This window comes from Candidatus Rokuibacteriota bacterium, from assembly GCA_030647435.1.
Taxonomy (GTDB): domain Bacteria; phylum Methylomirabilota; class Methylomirabilia; order Rokubacteriales; family CSP1-6; genus AR37.
This window is the reverse complement of record JAUSJX010000106.1, coordinates 17,174-38,203: the sequence shown is the minus strand read 5'-3', so window position 1 is coordinate 38,203 and position 21,030 is coordinate 17,174. Positions and strand designations below refer to the sequence as shown.

22 protein-coding genes and 1 pseudogene are annotated in these 21,030 nt (G+C 70.0%); 10 read left to right on the top strand and 13 right to left on the bottom strand.

Translation table 11 applies throughout. The features are described from left to right. Window positions 1–6: 6 nt before the first annotated feature. Window positions 7–996: an L-threonylcarbamoyladenylate synthase gene (locus tag Q7W02_18710; protein MDO8478190.1), complete on the bottom strand. Its 990-nt coding sequence runs from the start codon at window positions 994–996 to the stop codon at window positions 7–9. A gap of 132 nt (window positions 997–1,128) precedes the next feature. Between Q7W02_18710 and Q7W02_18705 the strand changes: the two genes are divergently transcribed. Then, window positions 1,129–2,178 (top strand): hypothetical protein, encoded by a 1,050-nt coding sequence (locus Q7W02_18705; protein ID MDO8478189.1) that lies wholly within the window; start codon window positions 1,129–1,131, stop codon window positions 2,176–2,178. Here Q7W02_18705 and Q7W02_18700 read toward each other — a convergent pair. Beyond that, a pseudogene (locus tag Q7W02_18700) lies at window positions 2,175–2,525 on the bottom strand (FKBP-type peptidyl-prolyl cis-trans isomerase). The gene Q7W02_18705 and the pseudogene Q7W02_18700 sit on opposite strands and share 4 nt — an antisense overlap. 53 nt (window positions 2,526–2,578) lie before the next feature. On the opposite strand from Q7W02_18700, the gene Q7W02_18695 reads away from it, so the two are divergent. Beyond that, window positions 2,579–2,755, top strand: a complete 177-nt coding sequence (locus Q7W02_18695; protein MDO8478188.1) for a CPXCG motif-containing cysteine-rich protein — start codon at window positions 2,579–2,581, stop codon at window positions 2,753–2,755. A 21-nt stretch (window positions 2,756–2,776) separates the two neighbouring features. Here Q7W02_18695 and Q7W02_18690 read toward each other — a convergent pair whose 3' ends face one another. From Q7W02_18690 to Q7W02_18665, 6 genes are all read right to left on the bottom strand, one after another. After that, window positions 2,777–3,415, bottom strand: a complete 639-nt coding sequence (locus Q7W02_18690; protein MDO8478187.1) for a hypothetical protein — start codon at window positions 3,413–3,415, stop codon at window positions 2,777–2,779. Continuing rightward, window positions 3,412–3,993, bottom strand: a complete 582-nt coding sequence (locus Q7W02_18685) for a hypothetical protein (GenBank protein MDO8478186.1) — start codon at window positions 3,991–3,993, stop codon at window positions 3,412–3,414. Before Q7W02_18685 ends, Q7W02_18690 begins: the two co-directional genes overlap by 4 nt. 4 nt (window positions 3,994–3,997) lie before the next feature. Then, window positions 3,998–4,897 carry an ATP-dependent Clp protease proteolytic subunit gene (locus Q7W02_18680; protein MDO8478185.1) on the bottom strand — a complete coding sequence of 300 codons (900 nt, stop codon included), beginning with the start codon at window positions 4,895–4,897 and terminating at the stop codon, window positions 3,998–4,000. Between the two features lie 13 nt (window positions 4,898–4,910). Continuing rightward, entirely contained in the window at window positions 4,911–5,771 is an 861-nt protein-coding gene (locus Q7W02_18675; protein ID MDO8478184.1) for an amino acid ABC transporter substrate-binding protein, read from the bottom strand. A gap of 130 nt (window positions 5,772–5,901) precedes the next feature. After that, on the bottom strand, window positions 5,902–6,648 hold the full coding sequence (locus Q7W02_18670) for a hypothetical protein (GenBank protein MDO8478183.1): 747 nt from the start codon (window positions 6,646–6,648) through the stop codon (window positions 5,902–5,904). Further along, window positions 6,645–7,823 carry a mandelate racemase/muconate lactonizing enzyme family protein gene (locus Q7W02_18665; GenBank protein MDO8478182.1) on the bottom strand — a complete coding sequence of 393 codons (1,179 nt, stop codon included), beginning with the start codon at window positions 7,821–7,823 and terminating at the stop codon, window positions 6,645–6,647. Before Q7W02_18665 ends, Q7W02_18670 begins: the two co-directional genes overlap by 4 nt. 140 nt (window positions 7,824–7,963) lie before the next feature. On the opposite strand from Q7W02_18665, the gene Q7W02_18660 reads away from it, so the two are divergent. Next, a complete protein-coding gene (locus Q7W02_18660; GenBank protein ID MDO8478181.1) occupies window positions 7,964–8,587 on the top strand; it encodes a DedA family protein in 624 nt (207 codons plus the stop codon). A gap of 81 nt (window positions 8,588–8,668) precedes the next feature. Here the strand turns inward: Q7W02_18660 and Q7W02_18655 are convergent, their stop codons facing one another. Together Q7W02_18655 and Q7W02_18650 are read right to left on the bottom strand one after the other, a co-directional pair. Then, window positions 8,669–9,574: a D-2-hydroxyacid dehydrogenase family protein gene (locus Q7W02_18655; protein ID MDO8478180.1), complete on the bottom strand. Its 906-nt coding sequence runs from the start codon at window positions 9,572–9,574 to the stop codon at window positions 8,669–8,671. 50 nt (window positions 9,575–9,624) lie between these two features. Next, the gene (locus Q7W02_18650) at window positions 9,625–10,617 is read right to left on the bottom strand and encodes an aldo/keto reductase (GenBank protein MDO8478179.1); all 993 of its coding nucleotides are present in this window, start codon (window positions 10,615–10,617) and stop codon (window positions 9,625–9,627) included. Between the two features lie 114 nt (window positions 10,618–10,731). Between Q7W02_18650 and Q7W02_18645 the strand changes: the two genes are divergently transcribed. The 5 genes from Q7W02_18645 (at window position 10,732) to Q7W02_18625 (ending at window position 14,788) form a co-directional block, all read left to right on the top strand. Then, window positions 10,732–11,919 carry an ABC transporter substrate-binding protein gene (locus Q7W02_18645; GenBank protein MDO8478178.1) on the top strand — a complete coding sequence of 396 codons (1,188 nt, stop codon included), beginning with the start codon at window positions 10,732–10,734 and terminating at the stop codon, window positions 11,917–11,919. Between the two features lie 152 nt (window positions 11,920–12,071). Further along, window positions 12,072–12,677, top strand: coding sequence for a glycoside hydrolase family 19 protein (locus tag Q7W02_18640; protein MDO8478177.1), 606 nt, complete (start codon window positions 12,072–12,074; stop codon window positions 12,675–12,677). Between the two features lie 76 nt (window positions 12,678–12,753). Further along, complete coding sequence (locus Q7W02_18635; GenBank protein ID MDO8478176.1) at window positions 12,754–13,674, top strand: aldo/keto reductase; 921 nt, start codon at window positions 12,754–12,756, stop codon at window positions 13,672–13,674. A gap of 68 nt (window positions 13,675–13,742) precedes the next feature. Beyond that, complete coding sequence (locus Q7W02_18630; protein MDO8478175.1) at window positions 13,743–14,063, top strand: hypothetical protein; 321 nt, start codon at window positions 13,743–13,745, stop codon at window positions 14,061–14,063. A 110-nt stretch (window positions 14,064–14,173) separates the two neighbouring features. Next, window positions 14,174–14,788: a hypothetical protein gene (locus Q7W02_18625; GenBank protein MDO8478174.1), complete on the top strand. Its 615-nt coding sequence runs from the start codon at window positions 14,174–14,176 to the stop codon at window positions 14,786–14,788. 18 nt (window positions 14,789–14,806) lie between these two features. Here the strand turns inward: Q7W02_18625 and Q7W02_18620 are convergent, their stop codons facing one another. After that, window positions 14,807–16,123 carry an Npt1/Npt2 family nucleotide transporter gene (locus Q7W02_18620; GenBank protein ID MDO8478173.1) on the bottom strand — a complete coding sequence of 439 codons (1,317 nt, stop codon included), beginning with the start codon at window positions 16,121–16,123 and terminating at the stop codon, window positions 14,807–14,809. Window positions 16,124–16,217: 94 nt separating this feature from the next. Between Q7W02_18620 and Q7W02_18615 the strand changes: the two genes are divergently transcribed. Beyond that, the gene (locus Q7W02_18615; protein MDO8478172.1) at window positions 16,218–16,355 is read left to right on the top strand and encodes a hypothetical protein; all 138 of its coding nucleotides are present in this window, start codon (window positions 16,218–16,220) and stop codon (window positions 16,353–16,355) included. Between the two features lie 4 nt (window positions 16,356–16,359). Beyond that, window positions 16,360–17,349, top strand: coding sequence for an aldo/keto reductase (locus Q7W02_18610; protein MDO8478171.1), 990 nt, complete (start codon window positions 16,360–16,362; stop codon window positions 17,347–17,349). Between the two features lie 308 nt (window positions 17,350–17,657). On the opposite strand, the gene Q7W02_18605 is transcribed toward Q7W02_18610, so the two are convergent. Next, complete coding sequence (locus Q7W02_18605) at window positions 17,658–18,728, bottom strand: C-terminal binding protein (GenBank protein MDO8478170.1); 1,071 nt, start codon at window positions 18,726–18,728, stop codon at window positions 17,658–17,660. Between the two features lie 39 nt (window positions 18,729–18,767). Further along, window positions 18,768–20,846, bottom strand: a complete 2,079-nt coding sequence (gene tkt / locus Q7W02_18600; GenBank protein MDO8478169.1) for a transketolase — start codon at window positions 20,844–20,846, stop codon at window positions 18,768–18,770. Between the last annotated feature and the right edge of the window lie 184 nt (window positions 20,847–21,030).

Sequence of the window (21,030 nt, the reverse complement as noted above, 5' to 3'; positions counted from 1 at the left end):
CGTGCGTCAAGAGGCCGCCCGGCGCAGCCTGTCCATGATGGTCCGCCCCATGCCGTCCTCGGAGACGGCCTCGACGAAGATGCCCTCCACCCCGGCGGCGTCGAGCTCCCGGAGGACCGCGAAGAGATCACGGGCATAGGCCCCGAGGTCGCCCGGCATGGTCCTCACGAGGAGCCCCGGGCGATCGAGGGAGACGGGGCGCTGGGCCATCAGGGCCACGGGCCTGCCGGCCACCAGCCACGGCGCAACTGCCACCTCCCCCGCTCCGCGCTCGACGATGATGACCTGGGCGCGGGGGGCATAGTGGCGGTAGCGGAGCCCGGGTGAGCGCCCCGCGGCCTCCTCGTCGTCGCCCGTGAGCACGGCCACCTCGCCGAGGCAGTCCCGCAGCTGCTCCAGCGTCACGCCGCCGGGTCTCAGCAGCATGGGCGGCTCAGTGGTCATGTCGAGGACGGTGGATTCCACGCCGACCGGAGTCGGCCCGCCGTCCAGGATCAGCTCGATGCGGCCGTCGAGGTCTGCCCGCACATGCTCGGCGCGAGTCGGACTCGGCCGCCCCGAGCGGTTGGCCGAGGGCGCGGCGATGGGGCGCCCGCTCGCCTCGATCAGCGCAAGCGCCACGGGGTGGGACGGCACGCGCGCGGCCACGGTGTCGAGGCCGCCGGTGGTGATGAGCGGCACCGCGCTGGCGCGCGGCAGGACGAGGGTCAGGGGCCCGGGCCAGAAGCGCGCGGCGGCATCCCGCGCGCGCGGCGGGACGCGCGCGGCCACGCTCTCGAGCGCGGCCGCGTCCGCCAGGTGGACGATCAGCGGGTTGCCCCGCGGCCGCTCCTTGGCTTCGAAGATGCGCGCGACCGCGGAGTCGGAAAGCGCGTCGGCGCCGAGCCCGTAGACCGTCTCGGTCGGGAAGGCGACGAGCCCACCCGCGCGGATCACCTCCGCCCCACGCCGGACTCCCAGCTCATCGGCCTTGAGGAAGAGAGTGCGCATGGACATGGAGGCCGACCCTACCGGAGAGAGGCCCTGGAGGCAAGCCGCCGCGAAGAAGTAGGGCGCGCCACCGGAACTTTCCCCTCCCCGCCCGGTCTAAGCGGGTAAATGCCCGGCTTGACCGGGCGAGGAGGGAACATGGACAAGAACCGTCGGCAGTTCCTGCTTGGATGTGGTGCGGGCGCGCTCGGAGCCATGACGGCCCCGGCGCTGGCCTGGGCGGAGGGCCGGCTGAGGGTGCTCGGCGAGCCGGTCGACGTCGAGCGGCCCGCGCTCGGCGGCCAGGTCAGCCCGGACTTCCAGCGCTGGATCGGCGCGGTGCGCGTGGGCCAGGCCGCGGCCCACGGCGGCCTCCTGGTCTTCTGGCTCAACGCCAAGGAACAGGCGCCCGCGCTCGAGGTCGCCACGCTGGACGAGGCGCGCAAATCAGGCGCGCTCCTGATCACCGAGCGCGACCAGGCGACGGTGCCCGAGCTCGTCGTCGAGAACCGCGGCAAGACACACGTCCTGCTCCTGGCCGGCGAGATCCTGATCGGCGGCAAGCAAAACCGCGTGCTGCGCGAGGACATCCTGCTGCCGCCGTGGAGTGGCCCGCGCGCGATCGGCGTCTTCTGCGTCGAGCAGGGGCGCTGGAACGAAGGCCGTAAGGACTTCGAGAGCAAGGGCAGCTTCGCCCAGCCCGGGCTGCGCTCGAAGCTTCTGGAGCGCCCGGACCAGGCCCGCGTCTGGGACAGCGTGGCCAAGTCGGCCCGCGCGGCGGAGGTGCCCGCCTCGCCCACCGGCAGCTACCAGGCCATCTACGAGGACGGCAAGGTCCGGGCGCACCTGAGCGAGATCGAGCGCGGGCTGACCTCTCGCGCCCCGGCCCCCGCCCACGGCGCCGCCGTGTTCGCGGGGACCTCGCTCCTGGGCCTCGACCTCTTCCACGCCCCGTCGCTCTTCGGGCGCGAGTGGCCCAAGCTCCTGCGCGCGCACGCCGTCGAGGCCTACCGGCGTCCGCCGACGCCCGACACGCTCGAGCCGAAGCTCCGCGCGCAGGTGGAAGGAATCGTCGCCCAAGCGGCCAAGGTCGAGGGCACGCTCCGGGGCAATGCGGGCGTGGGCCAACTCTTCGAGTTCCGCGTGCCGGCAGGCCGCGGCGCGGCCCTCCTCTTCGAGGGTGGCACCATCCACACCGCTATCCTTTAGGCGGGCTGGACTCCTAGCAGCTCGACTTCGAAGATGAGCGTGGCGCCGGGCGGGATGACGCCGCCCGCGCCGCGCTCGCCGTAGCCCAGGTGCGCGGGGATGATGAGCTTGCGCTTGCCGCCCGCCTTCATCGTGCCCACGCCCTCGTCCCAGCCCTTGATCACGCGACCCTTGCCGACCGGGAAGGCGAACGGCTCGCCGCGGTCCACCGAGCTGTCGAACTTCTGGCCACTCTTGAGCCACCCCGTGTAGTGCACGCTGACCGTGTCGCCCTGCTTGGGCCGTGCCCCCGTGCCTTCGGCGATCTCGACGTACTCGAGCCCGCTAGCCGTCTGGATAACCTGCTCGTCCATGATCGGGAGTCCCTCCTGGCCGGCATCATAACGCGTAGAATGGGAACGTGACATACAGTTGCGCGTTCTGCGGCGAGGACAACGAGGTCCTCGCGGACCCGAGCGGCGCCAGACGCCAGACCTTCACCGAGGACTGTACCGTGTGCTGCCGGCCGAACCTGATCACGCTCGTCTTCGATGGGGACGACGTCCGCCTCGACGTGGTCCAGGAGTACGAGGCGTGAGAGCGTCGCGGCGAGGCGGCCTCAGCGAGTGCGGCGGCCGACGAGCGCGGCCACCAGCGAGCGGCGGTCCGCGCGCGTGAGACCGCGCGCCATGGCCGGCGTCAGCAACCGCGTGTGCGGGATGTCGACCAGGTGCTCGGGGATCCACCACAGCGCGGCCTCCGACGTCATCCAGCCCGCGTGCGCCCTGTCGAATCGCGCGAGGTTGACCGGGCGCGAGAACGTGCGGAGCGTCCGCCTCCCCCGCAGGTCGACGTAGCCCTCGAAGTAGCTCATCGCCAGCTCCCGGAGACTCCGGTACACGGGCTCGCGGTAGCGCAGCCCCGAGTAGTTCGACTTGGCGACGGCGCCCCAGCGGCCGTGCTGGCTGAAGACGGCGATGACGTGGTCGGTGTCGTCCGGGACGGATTCGAAATCAAGGAGCAGCGGCGGGTAGCCCAGCACCCGGAGCGCCGCGGCCGCGAAGATGGCGCCCTCGAGGCAGTGCGCCGTGCGCTCGCGCAGCACGCGGCGCGGGGACCACGCCGTGTCCGCGAGGTGGTACGGCATGGAGTCGAGCAGGTCCTGCACGCCGCCCGGGGTCTTGAGCCCGCGGAGGATCCAAAGCTCACGTGATGTAAGCCCCAGTGACTTCTTCGCGACGCCGCGCGCCGCGTTCAATGGGTCACCGGAGGCTCGGCGTGGGCCGGGGGCGGCTCGCCGGGTATCCCAGTGAACCGCTCCCGCAGCGTCATCCAGAGCTCGAGCCGCGACCAGGCCGGCTCGGCGACGTAGCGCTGGCGGGCGGGATCGATCCACGGGTTGGGGAAGAAGACCGTCAGCATCTGCTCGCCCCGCCCGTTCCACATCCGGAAGCCCCAGGAGCTCGCGCGGCCGCCGCGGTCGAGGTTGCGGAAGAAGGCCGCCCGCGCGCACCGGCGCCACTCGGCAAGCTCGGGAGGTGTTGGCAGGCTCGAGCTTCCGCGGTGAGGGCCGATGCACAGGTGGAAGTGCCAGGACTCGCTGCCGCCCACCTGCACCGTCGCGTAGCCGTCGAGGAGCGAGATCATGGGCTTCTCGCCGAAGCGCCCCTCGAACACGGCGCCCTCGATGCAGGGGCCGAAGATCACGTCCCGCCAGTGCGCCTCGAACATCTCCCGGAGGAGCGTCAGCAACGCGGGCTCCGAGCACTCGACGTCGAAGTACTCGGTGCGCGTGCCGTCGATGTTGGCCTGCGCTGACGTTATGAGCGGCCTCACCGGGCTACGGCATGAGGCCCGGCAGCGACGGGAACAGGTCCGACCCGCCGAAGCCGCGCCTGACCGGGACGTAGAGCACCGACGGCCGGCCCTTGGCGCCCTGGGGGTAGAGATCCATCAGGTCGTAGACCGTGCGCGGCATGTCCGTGGAGACGGGCAGCCCGAGCTGCTTCGCGTTGACCACCAGGATCGGGAAGTCGTGCGTCCATCGTCCCTCGGAGAGGATCGTCGCGATCTCGATCGCCTTCTTCTGCGGGTAGCGCTTGCGCAGGAGGATCTGCGACACGAAGTACGCGACCTGGATGCGCGCCTTCTGCGCCACGTCGGCCAGCACCAGCATCTGGTCGCTGACGTTGGCCGGGCCTTTGATCTCGACCATGCGCACGATCGAGGCGGCCGGCATGTCGCCGATCTGCGGGTCCACGGGCCCGAGCACCGCGTTGGCGTCCATGACGATCAGGTCCGCCGCGAGCGCGATGATGGTGCCGCCGCTCATGGCGTAGTGGGGCACGAAGACCGTCACCTTCGCCTTGCGCTCCGAGAGCGCCTTGGCGATCTGCTCGGCGGCCAGGACCTGGCCGCCGGGAGTGTGCAGGATGACGTCGATGGGCTGGGCGTCCGGCGTGAGCCTGATGGCGCGCAGCACGGCCTCGGAGTCTTCGATGGTGATGTTGCTCGAGACCGGGACGCCAAAGACGCTGACCGTCTCCTGCCGGTGGATCAGCGCGATGACGCGCGATTTGCGCTCCTGTTCGAAGCGGTTGATGACGTCGGTGCGCGCCGCGGCGAGGCGGTTGGGCCCGAAGTAGACCTGCTGGACGATGACGACGGCCAGCGTGATAAACAGTGCCGCCTTCGCCAGGCCCAGCAGCCCCTGCACCCACGCGGCCCAGACGACGCGCACGGCGGCCCCGCGCTTACTCGGGCACGCTGTTCAGCACGTACAGCGCCGCGATCAGGCTGCCGCCCTCGGGGAACGGCCCGAACCACTTCTCGTAGATCGGCACGACCTCGGCGCTGCGGTAGAGCCGGGTCAGCGTGCGGTTGACCGCCAGCTGGAAGTTCGCGTCGCCCCGGCGGACCATGAACGCGTAGGGCTCGTACGAGATAAAGTCCTCGATGACCCTCAGCTTGGCCCGGTCCTTCGAGCCGGCGACCAGCCCGACCAGGAGCGCCCGGTCCGAGGCGTAGGCGTCGATCTTGCCCGCGTCGAGGGCGGCGAGCCCCTCCGCATGGTCCTTCACGGACAGAAGCGTCACGTTCTGGAGCGAGAGCTTCCTGACGACATCGCGGATGGCCCGCTCGGTCGTCGTGGTCGGGATGACCGCCACGCGCTTGCCGGGCAGGTCCGTGAGCTTGCCGATGCCGGAGGCGGTCGTCACGAGCAGGCTGCCGCCGTCGAGGAAGGTCAGCAGCGTGAAGTCCACCTGCGCCATGCGGGAGAGCGTCTTCGTCGTCGTGCCGCACTCGATGTCCACAGCGCCGTTGGCGACGGAAGCGATGCGATTCTCCGCGGTCACCTTGGCCCACTTGACGTCGAGTTGCGACAGCGAGAGGTCCTTTTTGATGCTGTCGGCGATGCGCAGGCAGAGATCGATCGAGTACCCCTGCGGCGTGCCGCTGGGGCCCACGGAGGAAAACGGCGCCGACGTCTCGGTGTAGCCAATGGTGATGGCGCTCGTCCGCTTGATCTTCGCGAGCGTGTCCTCCTGCGCGGCCGCCAATGAGGGGACCGCCAGCAGCAACGCGAGGGCGGTCGAGGTCAGCAGCCGTCGCATGGAGATGCCGCTTACTCGGGCAGGCCGTTCACAGCGGACCATCCGGTACTCCCTTCACGACAGCCAAGTGGAAGACGGAGGCACCGTAGCACCTTTGCGGGACGAGGCGCAACCGCGCCGGCCCCCGCCGTCATCGCGTGACCGAGATCCGCGGCGACGGCTGCCCGACGTGGATGTGCGCGCCAGACGCGGAGCCCGGCACGGCGCCCCAGGAGGCGATGAAGGGGATACCGGCCGCGCGCAGGTAGTCCCTAAGTGTCCGCCCCTCCGGGCTGTCCGGGTGCACGGCGACGTCGAGCGCATCCCTGTGGTCAAGGCCCATGCGGTCGTGCAGCGGCGTCTGGCCGTAGGAGCTCACGGGGAGCGGCCGGCCGAAGCGGGCCGCGAAGAACCGCCGAAGCCTGGGGGTGTCCGCAGTCAATGACCAGGCGGCCGGGCCGTTGTAGCGGATCAGGTCCGCGCTCTGCTCGTAGCCTCCCGGGCCCAGCGGCGGGAGACCCGCCAGTGCGCGCGCCGTCGTCGCCTCGGCCATCGCCTGGTCGGCGGCGGCGATGGCGCGCCGGGTCTCTTCGAGCCTCTCCTCCGCTCGTGCGACAGCCGCCTCGGTCTCCTCGAACTCCTTGCGCGAGACGATGCCGCGCTCGAGGAACTCCCGCCGCTGGGCGCGCAGCTTGTTCGCCCCCGCGAGCTCCCGCTCCCGCAGCGGCAGGAGGGTCTCGAGGCTCGCCCGGTATTCCTTGAGCGCGGCGACGATCTCGGCCGGGCGCTCTCTGGCTGAAACGGGGGCCGGCGTGGGGCCGGCTGCCCAGGGCGCCCGCGCGGGCAGGAGGGCCGAGGCGAGGACGGCGGAGAGGATCAGCGCCCGGGGAACGATCACCGCTGGCGGGGCGGATGGGCCCGCACGGTCGCCTCGTTGATCTCGGTGCCCCAGCCAGGACCAGTCGGCAGACTCATGTGGCCGTCCTTGATGGCGGGTTTCACGGTCACGAGGTCGTCGTGCCAGGGCACCGTGTCGGGATCGGTCTCCATGATGCGCAGGTTGGGGACGACCGCGCAGAAGTGCGCGCTCATCATCGTCGCGAGCGGCCCGTAGAAGTTGTGCGGGGCGATGTTGATCTCGTACGTGTCCGCCATGTTGGCGATCTTGACCGACTCCCCCACCCCGTTCCAGGGCGTGTCGATGATCGCCACGTCCACGGAGTAGTTCTCGAAGTACGGCCGGTAGTCCCGCCGCCCGAACAGGCTCTCGCACGAGGCGACGGGCATGGGCGCGCGGCTGCGGATGTACTGGAGCGCCTTCGGGTCCCGCGTGTCGAGCTCCATCCACAGGAGATCGAAGGGCTCCATCGCGCGCGCCATCTTCACGAAGCCTTCCGTCTTGTAGTTGAAGTTGAGGTCCACCATGATGTCCATGTTCGGCCCCGCGCCCTCGCGGAAGGCGGCCAACTGGTCCTGGATGCCCTTGATCACGTAGCGGTCGGGGTTCAGCTCGGGGAACCCCTCGGCCGCGCGGGCGAAGCCCGGGGCGTAGTTGCGCGGGTTGTCACCGAAGAGCAGCACGTTGGTCTTGAGCGCCGTATAGCCCTTGGCGACCACTTCCTTGCCCAGCTTCACGATGTCGTCGAGCGACCGCACCGGCGGGATCTGCATTTCCTTGTGGGCCCTGACCCGGTACGTCCCGCAGTGAGACCAGTAGAGGCGGATGCGGTCGCGCACGGGCCCGCCCAGCATCTCGTACACGGGGATGCCGAGGGCGCGCGCCTTGACGTCGAGCATCGCGTTCTCAATGGCGGCGATAGCCTGCTGGACCACGCCGCCGGACGACTGGCGCCGGACGGCGTACATGTGGGTGACGTGCGCCTCCCAGGCGCGAGGGTCCTTGCCGATGACGGCGGGCGCCAGGCGCTCGATCACCGCCGAGAGGCCGGGGCCGCCGAAGGTCTCGTTGTACTCGCTCCAGCCCACGAGCCCCGTGTCGGTCGTGAGCTTGAGGAAGTCGAAGTTGCGCGTTCCCGCGTCGGCGTGGAGCGATTCGAGCTTGGCGATTTTCATCAGGGCGTGACCTCCGACCATGAGAGTAGCGGGGATGCCGACGGTCGGCAAGTCGGCGCGGGCGGCCCGGGCTCCCGAAATTGGGCGGCGTTTGTGGTGGCGATGAGGACGGCCTTCCTGATAAAGATATTCATATCACAATGCTCGACTGGCTCATCGATTTCGTCTGGAGCATCGGCTCGTGGGGCTACGTGGTCGTCTTCCTCGGCGCCGCGCTGGAGTCGTCCGCCTTCCTCGGCCTGCTCGTGCCCGGGGAGAGCCTTGTGATCGTCTCCGGGGTTCTCGCTTCGGCGGGTCTCTTCGAGCTACCCACGCTGATCGCAGTCGTGTCCGCCGGCGCCGTGGTCGGCGACTCCATCGGCTACGAGCTGGGTCGGCGCCTTGGGCGCCCGTGGCTCCTGCGGCGGGGGGCGCGGCTGGGGTTCCACCGGGACCGCATCGAAGCCGTGGACGCGTTCTTCAAGCGCCACGGCGGCAAGGCGGTGCTCATCGGCCGCTTCATCGGCTTCCTGCGGGCGCTGGCGCCATTCGTGGCGGGCTCGGCGCGGATGCCGTACGGCCGTTTCCTGGCCTACAACGTGGCCGGCGCGATCCTCTGGACCGTCGCGTGCGTCTTCCTTGGCTACTTCCTCGGCGCGGCCTGGCCGATCGCGGAGAAGTGGGTCGGCCGTGCCGGCCTCGTGCTCGGAGTCGTCGTCGTCGCGGTGGCCGCATGGTGGCTCCGCCGCCGGCACCGGAAGCGCCGCGGTCGACAGCGCCGCTAGAGCGACTCGGTCGAGAGGCGCTCTGTCACTGTGGAGCGCCCCGGGTCCACCATCCGAATTCGGTGACGCGCCGGGCCGGTACTAGGGGCGCAGCACCCGGAGCGGCGTGCCGCCGAGGTATGCCTTGATATCTTCGAGGGCCTGGCCGTAGAAGACCCGGTAGGTCTCCTCGGTGACATAGCCGAGATGAGGCGTGATCGCGGTGTTGGGGAGCCGCCGGAACGGATGGTCGGGCGGCAGCGGCTCCTCGTCGAAGACATCGAGCCCGGCGCCGGCGATCGTGCCGTCCTGGAGCGCGCGGATCACCGCGGCCTCCTCCACGATGGGGCCCCGCGAGGTGTTGACGAGGTACGCGCTCCGCTTCATGAGACCCAGCTCGCGCGCGCCGATGAGCCCGCGGGTGCGCTCGCCCAGGACCAGGTGGATCGAGACGAAGTCCGAGCGCGCGAGCAGCTCGTCTTTTGTCGTGAGGCTCGCCCCCACCTCGGCGGCGCGCTCGGCCGTGAGGTTCTGGCTCCACGCGAGCACTTCCATCTCGAACGCGCGCCCTACCCGCGCCGCGCGCGAGCCCAGCGTCCCGAGCCCGAGGACCCCGAGCGTCTTGCCGTTCAAGCCGAGCCCGACGCTCGTCTGCCAGCGCCCCTCGCGCGTCGCGCGGTCCTCGGCGGGGATGCGCCGGGCGAGCGAGAGGATCAAGCCCCACGCCAGCTCCGCCGTCGGGTACGGCAGCCCGGCCGTGCCGCAGACGAGGACGCCGCGGTCGGCCGCCGCCTTCATGTCGATGGAGGCGTTCCGCATGCCCGCGGTGATGAGGAGCTTGAGCTTCGGCAGGCGCTCGAGCAGCGATCGCGGGAACGGCGTCCGCTCGCGCAGGGCCATGATGATGTCGAAATCGGCCAGCCGCGCCGCGAGCGCGTCCTCGTCGGCGAGATGGTCCTTGAAGACCACGACCTCCGTGCCTGTCGGCAAGCTCTTCCAGTCGGCCATGCTGAGCGCCACGCCCTGGTAGTCGTCGAGAAGCGCCACGCGCGCCACAATCACCGGGGGTCGTCGCCGTAGCGGTATTCGCGCGTCATCTCGTCGAGCCGCGCCTTGAGGTCGGCGGCCAGCCCCTTGTCTGCGGCGGCCAGCACGTCGTCGAGCTGCTCGGGCCGGCTTGCCCCGATGATGGGGGCCGTGACGGCCGGATGCGCCAGGACCCACGCGACCGCCATCTGCGCCATGGACATCCCGGCCGCGGCCGCCAGCGGGCGCAGCTCTTCCACAGTGGCGAACTCCCGCTCGTGCCAGTAGCGCTCCTGGTAGCGCCCGGCCGCGGTACCGAGCGTGAAGCGGGTGCCCGCCGTCGGGCCCGTCTCCCTGCGGTGCTTGCCCGAGAGGAAGCCTCCCGCCAGCGGGTTGTACGGGATGACGCCGATGCCCTCGACCCCGCAGAGCGGCAGCAGCTCGCGCTCGATCTGGCGGAAGAGCAGGTTGTAGCGCGGCTGGACCGAGTCGAAGCGCGCCAGCCCCTGCGCCTCGCTCCTGCCGAGCGCCCTCGCCACCTGCCACGCGGGGTAGTTCGAGCAGCCGACATGGCGCGCCTTGCCCGCCCGCACCACGTCGTCGAGCGCGCGCAAGGTCTCGTCCATCGGCGTCTCGGGGTCGGGGTGATGGATCTGGTAGAGGTCGACGTAGTCGGTGCGGAGGCGGCGCAGCGAGCCCTCGATGGCGTCGAGGATGTGCTTGCGGGAGGCGCCGCGGTCCCAGGGCTTCGCGCTCAAAGCGCCGGCGCACTTGGTGGCGACCACGAAGTCGTGGCGCCGGCTCGCGAGCCACCGCCCCAGGATCTCCTCGGTGCGGCCCACAGTATCGAAGGTGCCGCCCAGCGGATAGACGTCCGCCGCGTCGAGGAAGGTGATCCCGCCCGCGGCCGCGCGGTCGAGGATGGCAGCCGAGGCCGCCTCGTCGCACTGCAGCCCGAACGTCATCGTGCCGAGACAGAGGCGGGAGACCCGGAGACCGGTGCGGCCGAGGCGGACATGGCGCATGGGACCCCGAGAGTAGCGGGGATGCCCGCGATCGGCAAGTGGGCGCCGCCGGCCGTCATCCTGAGCCAGAAAAGATGACAGAAAACTCGCGGCGGGAGCCTATGCTTACACGGTATGACCCACCGCAAGTCCATGGTGCTGGCTCTCGCTGTGGCGCTGGAGATCGCAATCGCCCAGTCTGCCTGGGGGGCGTCGCCGAAAGAAGTGCTGGAGACCTTCTTCGGGGGCGCGAACGCGATCCTGCGATCCGCCGACGCGGAGCGAGGGACAGAGGCGCCGCGACAGGCCATCCGCGCGCTCGTCAACGAGATCTTCGACTACCGGGACGCCGCCGCGCGGGCCCTCGGCCCCGCGTGGCAGTCGAGGACCCCGTCCCAGCAGGCGGAGTTCGTCCGGCTCTTTGCCGATTTCCTCGAGCGCGGCTACATCGCCTTCGTCGGCACGAAGGCGAACGTGAGCGGCGGCATGCAGATCCGCTACCTCGAAGAATCCATCACCGGCGACTCGGCCGCCGTGGCAACCAGCCTGCTCACCCGCAACGGAAGCGATCTCGACGTCGACTACTTCATGGTCCGACGGGGCGGGCGCTGGATGGTCCGGGACGTGGTCGTCGACGGGATGAGCCTCATCGCGAACTACCGGGCGCAGTTCAACCGGATACTCAGCAGCTCGTCGTATTCGGAACTGGTTGCTAGAATGCAGGGCGATACGCCCGAGGTCCCGCGGCCGGCTGTCGCCGCGGCGGCGCTAGCGGCGCCTGTGGCGCAAGTGGCGCCAGTGGCTCAAGTGGCGCCAGTGGCTCAAGTACCGAAGGTCGCGCCAGCTCCGACGGTGGCGCCGGCAGTGGCACCGGCCCCCCAGCCCACCAAGCCCGCGTCACCCCCGGCAGTGGTTGTACCGGCGGTGATCGCGCCGCCGGTCGTCCGCCAGGAGGTTCAACTGGCGGCGCGCCCCGTCGAGATCGCGGCCCCGAGGGTCGAAGTCATCCGCGTGAGCGCGCCCGAGCCCGCGATCCCCGTCCAGGCAGCGCCCAAGGGCGCGAGCCGGGTGGTCGCGAGCCACTACTGGATCCAGGTGGGAGCGTTCAGGACGGTGGGGGCCGCGGTGCAGCTGGCTGAAGGGCTTCGCCGCCAAGGCATGGCGGCCTCGAATGATCCGCTCACGAGCGCGCCGGGGCATCCGGCGGGGGCGCTGGCGCGGGTGCGCGTGGGGCCCTTCGCGACTCACTCGGACGCCCAGTCGAAGCTTCGCGAGCTCATAGCGCGCGGCTACGCGCCGTTCATCGCCGCAGCGCGCCACTGACGTCGAGCCCGCGACTCGATCGGCGCCTTCGCCCTCTTCCTCTCTCCTGATTTCACCGCCGCGCCGAGGGGCAGGCTGACCCTCTTCTCTCCCGGCCTGGCTTCTCCAAGGAGGAATGTGCAATGAGCCTCATCACGATCGATCAGCTGGATATGACGGTGCCGATGGCCCGCTACGAGGACCTCGTCATGTACGTCGACTTCCTGAACGAGGGCATGACCCGGTTCGAGATCAACACGCCCAACCGGATCGCCGCGTTCATCGCGCAGCTCGCTCACGAGTCAGGCGATTTCCGTCACACCGAAGAGAACCTGAACTACTCATGGGCGGGACTGCGGAAAACCTGGCCCGGGAAGTTCACGACCGACGCAATCGCGCAGCAGTATCACCGCCAGCCCGAGCGGATCGCCAACGTCGTCTATGCCGGCCGCTACGGCAACGGCGCCGAAGCCAGCGGCGACGGCTGGAAGTATCGCGGGCGCGGCCTGATCCAGCTCACGTTTCATGACAACTACGTCGCCTATTCCCGGGCAATCACCGAGCCGTCCGTCATCAGTGCGCCTTCGCCTGTCGCCCAACCGCGCCACGCCGCCCTGTCGGCGTGCTGGTTCTGGCAAAGCCACGGCCTCAACTCGATCGCCGATGCGGGCGACCAGGCCGGCTTCAACCAGATCAGCTTCAAGATGAACGGCGGATGGAACGGCAAGGAGGACCGGCTTGAGAACTGGGCGGAGGCCCGGGCAGTCATGCTGGCGTGACCTGCGCGAGGCGGGAGAAGGTCGCAAGTGAAGCGGCGCGTTGCGCGGGCTCTGCCGATCACCTACGATGGCCTTCGTGACCGGCCCAGACGCCACCCGGCGCGCCTTTCTCAAGACCGGTGCCGTTGCCCTGGGAGCCATGCTGATGCCCGCTGAATCGAGCGGTGATGGTGTCCTCGAGCGGCGCATTCCAAAGACGGGCGAATCGATTCCCGCGATCGGCCTGGGCACCTGGCAGGTGTTCGACGTCGCCGGCGATCCCGCCGCGATGGCCCAGGCGAGGGACACGCTCAAAGCCTTCGTCGGCCTGGGCGCCCGTGTGGTCGACAGCTCCCCGATGTACGGATCGTCCGAATCGGTGACCGGGCAGCTCGCGTCCGAGCTGGGCGTCCGGGCGAAGCTGTTCGTCGCGACCAAGGTGTGGACCAGCGGGAGGCAGGCGGGCATCCGCCAGATGGAGGACTCGATGCGGAAGCTGCGCGTCGAGCGCCTCGACCTGATGCAGGTGCACAACCTCGTCGACGCGGACACGCACTGGGCGACGCTCTCCGACTGGAAGGCATCCGGCCGGGTCCGCTACGCCGGCGTCACCCACTACCACGCCTCAGCCCACGCGGAGCTGGAGAGATTCCTCAAGCGGGGAGACATCGATTGCATCCAGGTCAACTACTCGCTCGCCGAGCCGGAGGCGGAGCGGCGGCTGCTCCGGGCCGCCGCCGACAGCGGCACCGCCGTGATCGTCAACCGCCCGTTCGCCGAAGGCGCGATGTTCCGGCGGGTGAAGGGGAAGCCCGTGCCCGAGTGGGCGAGGGAGATCGGCTGCGCGAGCTGGGCGCAGTTCTTCCTCAAGTGGATCCTCGCGCAGCCGGCCGTCACCTGCGTCATTCCGGCCACGCGCAATCCGGCGCATGTCGTCGACAACGTCAACGCCGCCGCCGGCCCCCCGCCGGACGAGGCAATGCGCAAGAGGATGTCGGGCTACTTCCACTCGCTGTAGCCCGCCCCCTCTTCGACAAGGCCGGCCCGCGGGCCACGGAGGCGCGTGACGAGGCGCTCGTCCGGTGCGTGCAACTGCTGCGTGCCGCCGGGCGCCCGGCTGACGCGGCGGCGCTGGAAGCGCGGATGCTGCCCCAGCACCGGGCGGCCGCCGCTCGCAAGGCGGTCGAGGAAGCCTGGGACGCGGCCGGGACGGCGCAGCGGGCGGGTCGCACCGCGGAGGCGGACCGGATCCTCCAGGGAGCAGTCCGCGAGGCCGAAGCGTCGGGTGATCGCGACCTGGCCCGGCGGGCCCTGGTGATACTTGCCTTCTACTACAAGCAGACCGGCCGCACGGCCGAGCTTCAGGCCGTGTGCCGGCGGCTCGCGACCTCCGGCCCGCCCTGCTAGCGTGCCAGCCTGAGGCATGCCGCGCAGGCATCCGTCGCGATGACACCGACCCGCCAGCCCGACCTCGCTGTGCCCGGCCCCTCCGAAGGGTCGCTGCCCGGTCTCCGCTGGTGGTCGTTCGTCATTCTCGCGGCCGGCGGCGCGTCGTTTTCCTGGGCGGCGGGCGTCAGGGGCCGGCGACGGGCCCGCTGAGAACGGTGTGGGCGCTGACGCTCATGATGGGACTGGCGCTCGCCGTGTTTCTCGAGGTGGTGGCGCGGACGTGCGTGGCCCGTCAGCGTCTCGCGACGGGATTCGACGCGTCGCCCGAGGCCGCGCGGGCCATCCTCGACGCCAGCGCCGGGCTGACTCGAGTCGTGAGCCTCGCGATCTCCGTGTTCATGTCCCTGCTGGTTGTCCCGCAGACCTGGCTCCCCGACTTCGGCCAGGGACGGGCGCTCGGCCTCGGGACGGCGATCCTCCTGGGCGCCATCGTCTGGTCGGTGTGGTCTCTCAAGTCGGTGCATCGCCGACTCGAACGCACGGGACAGCTCGGGGGCCTCGAGGGCTGGAACGGGTTCATCTACAGCAACGCGAAGGATCCGCGCCTGTGGGTGCCGAAGCTTCCGGCTTCGGCGCGACGCTCAACTTCGCCCACGTGCGGGCGTGGCTCATCCTGGGGGGCGATTCTCGCCTTCCCGCTGACGGGTGTCGCATTCGCGCTCGTCTCGGCTCTCTGCCGCTGAGCACGGCGCGGCGTCCGCTCAATGCGCGGCTTCGCGGGCGAGCGACTCGTTTCGCCGGCCCAGCCAGAGCCCGTTGACCAGCCAGAGAACCGCGATCGGCACGGCCGCAACGCTGATGCCCGCCAGCCCGAGCCCAAGGAGCCCCATGCCCGCATACACCCAGGCGCCGATCTGGTCGCCCGCGCGGTAGACGAAGGTATCGATGAAGCTCTTGGCCTTGTACTTGTCTTCGCGGGGTACGACGGTGAAGCACATCTCGCGGGTGGGCCGCGCCACGGCGAAGTTGCCGGCCCGCCGCAGGACCTGGAACGTGATGATTGCCGACACGGTCGGCGCGAGCCCGAGGACGGCGAACCCCCCGACGCTCAGCGCCGGAAGCAGGGTGAGCGTGACAGCGACGCCGAGCCTCTTGATGATCCGCCCCGTCAGGAAGAGCTGAATGAGAAGCGTGAGGACGTTGACCGCCAAGTCGATATTGGCGAAGAACGCCGTTCGCGCCGAGCGGTCCGTGAAGCTGTGTTTCGCGATATCGGCCTGTTGGAAGTAGAGAAACGTCGACAGGATCGTGAAGAGCAGCATGTACACCGTCAGGTTTAAGAGATAGGGCGATCGGACGGCGTGGGCGAATCCGGACAGCACGCCGCCGCCGACGGCCGCGTCGTCTCCGCCCGCTCCGGCCCGCTCGCGCAGGCCCCGCGCGATCCTCGCCAGGCGCCGGACGCTGAACACGGCCACCTCGAGCAGCACGGCCGAGACGAGCAGGAGCCGGCTCCGGCCGAGATGTTCGACCAGCGCGGAGGTCAACGACGATCCGACGATCCCGCCGATGGTGCCGCCCGCGGCAATGAAGCCGAACAGCCGCCGGCTCTGCTCGCTGCTGAACACGTCGGCGAGAAAACCCCAGAACACCGACACGACGAAGAGATTGAAGATCGCCACCCAGATGTAGAACACCCTGCCCGCCCACACATTGGCGGGCCCCGAGGTCGTCTCCAGCAGGACCAGAAAGAGCACGAGGTCGGCCATGAAGAATCGGTACGTCCACGAGATAAAACGAACGGGCGCGAGCCGGACCACAAGCGCCGAGAACGGCGGGTTGGCGATCAACATGCCGATCAGCGTTCCGGTGAAAAGCCACGGCAGGTTCTCGATGCCGCCCGCCGCGCCGATCTCGTCGCGAATCGGCCGGATGACGTAGTACGCGGACAGGATCGAAAAGAAATAGAGCCACGACCATGCCACCGCCGTCGCTTCGGCAGGCCTCACGTCGATCACGGTGCGGAGCACTCGGAGCGTCAAACCGCCGCCGGCGTCGCTGGACTTTTCGGTGGGCACGGAGTATTCCTTGTTGGGTGTTCGCACGGACCGCCGGACATGACCGATCAAAAAGAGTAGCAGTATCGCATCCCACCGGGTGAGGAGATTTACGATGAGAGCGAATGGCGCACTCAACGAAGGTCGCCGCCGGCTCCTTCAGTCCGCAGGGGCGGCCGTCGCGGGCGCGGCCCTCGGCACGATCCCGCTCGCGGCGAAGGATCTGCGCCGCGGGCTCGGCCTCGGTTCCTGACGTGATGGAATACCGGACACTCGGCCGGACGGGGCTCAAAGTTTCCGCGCTCGCCTTCGGGTGCGGCGACGTCGGCGGCTTGATGGTGCGGGGCGAGCCGGCCGACCGCGAGCGCGCCGTAGCGCGCGCAGTCGAGCTCGGCATCAACTACCTCGACACCGCGCCATCCTACGGCAGCGGCCAGTCGGAGAAGAACCTGGGAGCCGTCTTGCGCGCGCTGCGCCCGCCGGTGATCGTGGGCAGCAAGTGCCGGCTGAGCCAGGCCGACATGGAGGACGTGCCGGGCGCGATCGCGCGCTCAGTCGAGACGAGCCTCGGGCTGCTCGGACGGGGACGCCTCGACCTCTTCCACCTCCACAACCCGATCGCGCGCGTCAGGAGCGAGCGGCGCCTCGGGGTCGCCGACGTGCTGGACGCGGTCGTGCCTGCGGTCCGACGCCTCCAGGAGCAGGGCAAGATCCGCTTCTTCGGCGTGACGGCGCTCGGCGAGACCGGGGCGCTCCACCGCGCGCTGGCGAGCGGCGCCATCGACACGGCGCAGGTGTGCTTCAACCTGCTGAGCCCGACCGCGGCGCACGAGGTGCCGGCAGGCTTCCCGGCGCAGGACTTCGACGGGCTCGCGCTCTTGGCGGGCGAGCAGGGCGTGGGCACGATCGGCATCCGCGTGCTCGCGGGCGGCGCGCTCAGCGGGCAAAGCGCCCGGCATCCGATCGCCATCCCCGCGGTCGACCCGATCGCCTCGGGCCCGGACTACGCGACCGATGTTTCGCGCGCCCGGGCCTTCGAGCCGCTTGTCGCCGAGGGATATGCCTCTAGCGTGATCGAGGCCGCCTTCCGCTTCGCGCTGACCACGGACGCCCTGTCCACGGTGCTCATCGGCACTTCGGACCTCTCTCAGCTCGAGTTCGCCGCCGCCGCCGTGGCTAAGGGACCCCTGCCCGCCCCTGCGATGGAGCGACTCCGCTCCGTCTGGGCGAAGCTCGCCACTACCTAGCGCTCGAGGCGGGCGGGGCCTGTCGTCGGGGGCGGCGGGGCCGCGGCCGGCTACGTCACCCTACGCTGGCGTGATTCGCAGCCCTGCGGGCTGCGCGCACTTGCGAAGGGCCCACTCCGCAGGCCGCGGCCCCGCCGCCCCCAACGCCACCCGCCCGGGTTCGGTGTCGCGACAAGTGACAAGCAGGCGGCTCAAAAAGGTCCAGATGCGAGGCGGCGCCCGACGGCCGCACGCGAGGCGTAGTCTTTCTACGTTGAGCGTGCGGCCGAGGGCGCCAACGAAGCAGATGGGCCTTTTTCAGCCGCCTGTTAGCGGTTGGGGCCTCTGCCCATTGGATAGGGTTGCCAGCGGATGAGGGTGGTTCTTGCGAGGACGCCGGGATTAACGGCCGAGCGGGGCCACTTGCCTTGGAGCACGGTAGCGATCTCGCGGCCGAGACGACGGCGGGTCTCGGGCGCCATGCGGGCGGTGGCGGACGCGATGTGAGGCGTGACGATGACGTTGTCCATGTGCAGCAGCGGGTTCATTGGATCCACGGGCTCCTGCTCGAAGACGTCCAGCGCCGCCCCCGCGATCTCCCTCTGCTTGAGCGCCTCGATCAGCGCCTTCTCGTCCACCGTCGGCCCGCGGCCGTTATTGATGAAGATGGCGCTCTTCTTCATGGCCTTGAACTGCTTCTCGCTCATCATGTGGTGCGTCTCCGAGTTCAAGGGCGCGTGCATGGACAGAAAGTCCGAGCGCTGGCACAGGTCGATGAGGCTCGTGACCGGCTCCACGCCCACGGCGGTCATCTCGAGCTCACCCAGGAACGGGTCATACGCGATGACCCGCAGGCCGAAGGCGTGGCAGCGGCGGGCGACGGCCTTGGCGACGTTGCCGAAGGAGATGAGGCCGATCGTCTGGCCGTAGAGGCGCGGGATATCCTTGAAGTACGGCCGTCCCTCCGTCCACTTGGCGTCCACCGTCAGCTGGTGCATGAGGCGCAGGCGCCGATGGGCGGCCAGGAACATCGCCATCGTATGGTCGGCGACCTCGTCGATGAAGACGTCGGGGACGTTGGTGACGACGATGCCGGCCTCCGTGGCCGCGTCCACGTCCACCGTGTCGGCGCCGACGCTGCCGAGACCGATGACCTTGCAGTTCTTCAAGCCCTTGATGACGGCGGCCGTGATGCGGCGGTTCCGCGCGATCACGGCGTCGGCGTCCTTCGCCGCTGCGATGAACTCCTCCTCCGTCTTCGCGGGCACCTCGACGATCTCGGCGCCGATCGGGTCCAGCGCCTCCCGCTCGATCGCGTAGGCGCCGTCGGCGAGATCATAGGTGATCCCACCGGATGGCTGCTGGACGACGACCTTGAACTTTCCCTTTTCGGCTGGCATGCGTGCGTCCTCCCTATGGGTGTAGTGCCGCGAGTTCCGTCAGCTCCGGCTGCGGCGGCCCGTCCGCGCGAGCAGCGCCTCGGCCGCGCCGACGACGCGCTCCGTGGTGAAGCCGAGCTCTTTCATCAGGACATCGCCGGGCGCCGAGGCGCCGAAGCGGTCCAGCGTGACGGTGGCGCCGTCCGTTCCGGTCCACCGCTCCCAGCCCAGCGTAGAGCCCATCTCCACGGCGAGGCGCGCCGTCACCGAGCTGGGCAGCACGCTCTCCCGGTACTCGGCGCTCTGCTCCTCGAACAGCTCCCAGCAGGGCATGGACACGAGCCGCGCGGTGATGCCCTTCGCGGCGAGGATGGACTCCGCCGCGACGATGAGCTGCACTTCCGACCCGGTGGCGATCAGGATGATGTCGGGGCGCGCCGCCCCGGCGCGGGGGTTCAGCACGTACGCGCCGCGCGTCAGCCCTTCGGCGGAGGCGTAGACGGAGCGATCGAGCGTCGGCACGTTCTGGCGGGTCAGCGCCATGGCGGTCGGCCGGTGGCGGTTCCGGATGGCGATCTTCCACGCCCACGCCGTCTCGTTCGCGTCGCCGGGACGGATGAACAGCAGGTCGGGGATGGCCCGGAGCGCCAGGAAGTGCTCCACCGGCTGGTGCGTCGGGCCGTCCTCGCCCACGCCGATGCTGTCGTGGGTGTAGACCCAGATGGAGCCGAGGCGCGCGAGCGCCGAGAGGCGGACCGCCCCGCGCATGTAGTCGGAGAAGACCAGGAAGGTCGAGCCGTACGGAATGAAGCCGCCGTGATACGCCATGCCGTTCACGACCGCGCCCATCGCGTGCTCGCGGACGCCGAAGTGGACATTTCGCCCGCTGTAGTCCCACGCTCCTCCCACCGCCCCCTGCACGCCCTCCTGCGGCTGCGACGCGGGCGCGAAATCGCCCTGCCCCTTGAGCCAGGTGAACGTGGAGGGGTCGAGGTCCGCCGAGCCGCCCACGAGCTCGGGCAGCTTCTTTGCTAACGCCTGCATGACGCCCTCCGAGGCCTTCCGCGTGGCGAGCCCCTTCGGATCGGCGGCGAAGGCCGGCAGGTCTGTGTCCCAGGCCGCGGGCAGCGCGCCGGCCATCCGCCGGGTGAGCTCGGCGGCGAGATCGGGGAAGGCGGCCTGGTAGGCAGCCAGGCGTCGGCGCCAGTCATCCTGCTCCTTCGAGCCGCGCTCCACCGCTTTGCTGAAGTGCGCGCTCACGTCGCCGGGAACGAGGAACGGCGGATCGAGAGGCCAGCCCAGGTTCTCCTTGGCCGCCTTGACCTCATCGGGTCCCAGCGGGCTGCCATGGACATGGAAGGTGCCCTGCTTGTGGGGCGCGCCGTACCCGATGACCGTGCGCACCGCAATGAGCGAGGGGCGGTCGCCGACCTGCTGGGCGGCCCGGAGGGCCTTGTCCACCGCGCCCAGGTCGTTGCCGTTCTCCACCGCCTGGACGTGCCAGCCGTAGGCGGCAAAGCGGGCTTGGACGTCTTCGTTGAACGAGACCGAGGTCGTGCCCGCGAGCGAGATGCCGTTGTCGTCGTAGAGGACGATGAGCTTGCCGAGCTTGAGGTGGCCCGCGAGGGAGACGGCCTCGGCCTGCACGCCTTCCATCATGTCGCCGTCGCCCGCCAGGACGTACGTGTAGTGGTTGATGATGTCGTGTTCCGGCCGGTTGAAGCGCGCGGCCAGGTGCGCCTCGGCGAGCGCCATGCCGACCGCGTTGCCGATGCCCTGCCCGAGCGGCCCGGTCGTCGCCTCGACTCCCTTCGTCAGGTGACTCTCCGGGTGCCCCGGGGTGAGACTCCCCCACTGGCGGAACTGCTTGATCTGCTCGAGCGGCAGGTCGTAGCCCGTGAGGTGCAGCAGCGAGTACAGCAGCATGGAGCCGTGGCCCGCCGAGAGGACGAAGCGGTCGCGGTCAGGCCAGGCCGGGTCGGACGGGTTGTGGCGCAGGAACCGCGTCCACAGGACGTAGGCCGGCGCGGCCGCGCCCATGGGCAGGCCGGGGTGGCCGGAGTTCGCCTTCTGCACGGCGTCGACCGACAGGAAGCGGATGGTGTTGATGGCTCGCTCGTCGAGGCTCTGTGGGGTCAGGGTCGGCTCCCTTGCCAGGTCCCATTGTCAAGTCAATGTCCAGTCGCGCACGCGAAACCTCTCCACGTCGGGCCGCCCGTGGATAGCCTCAAGAGAGTAGCACCGGAGCGGCGTCTCAGGCCAGCGCCGGGCCCCGGCGCGGCGAGCGGGCGGCGGTGACCGAAGCACCTCGCCCTTGACAGCA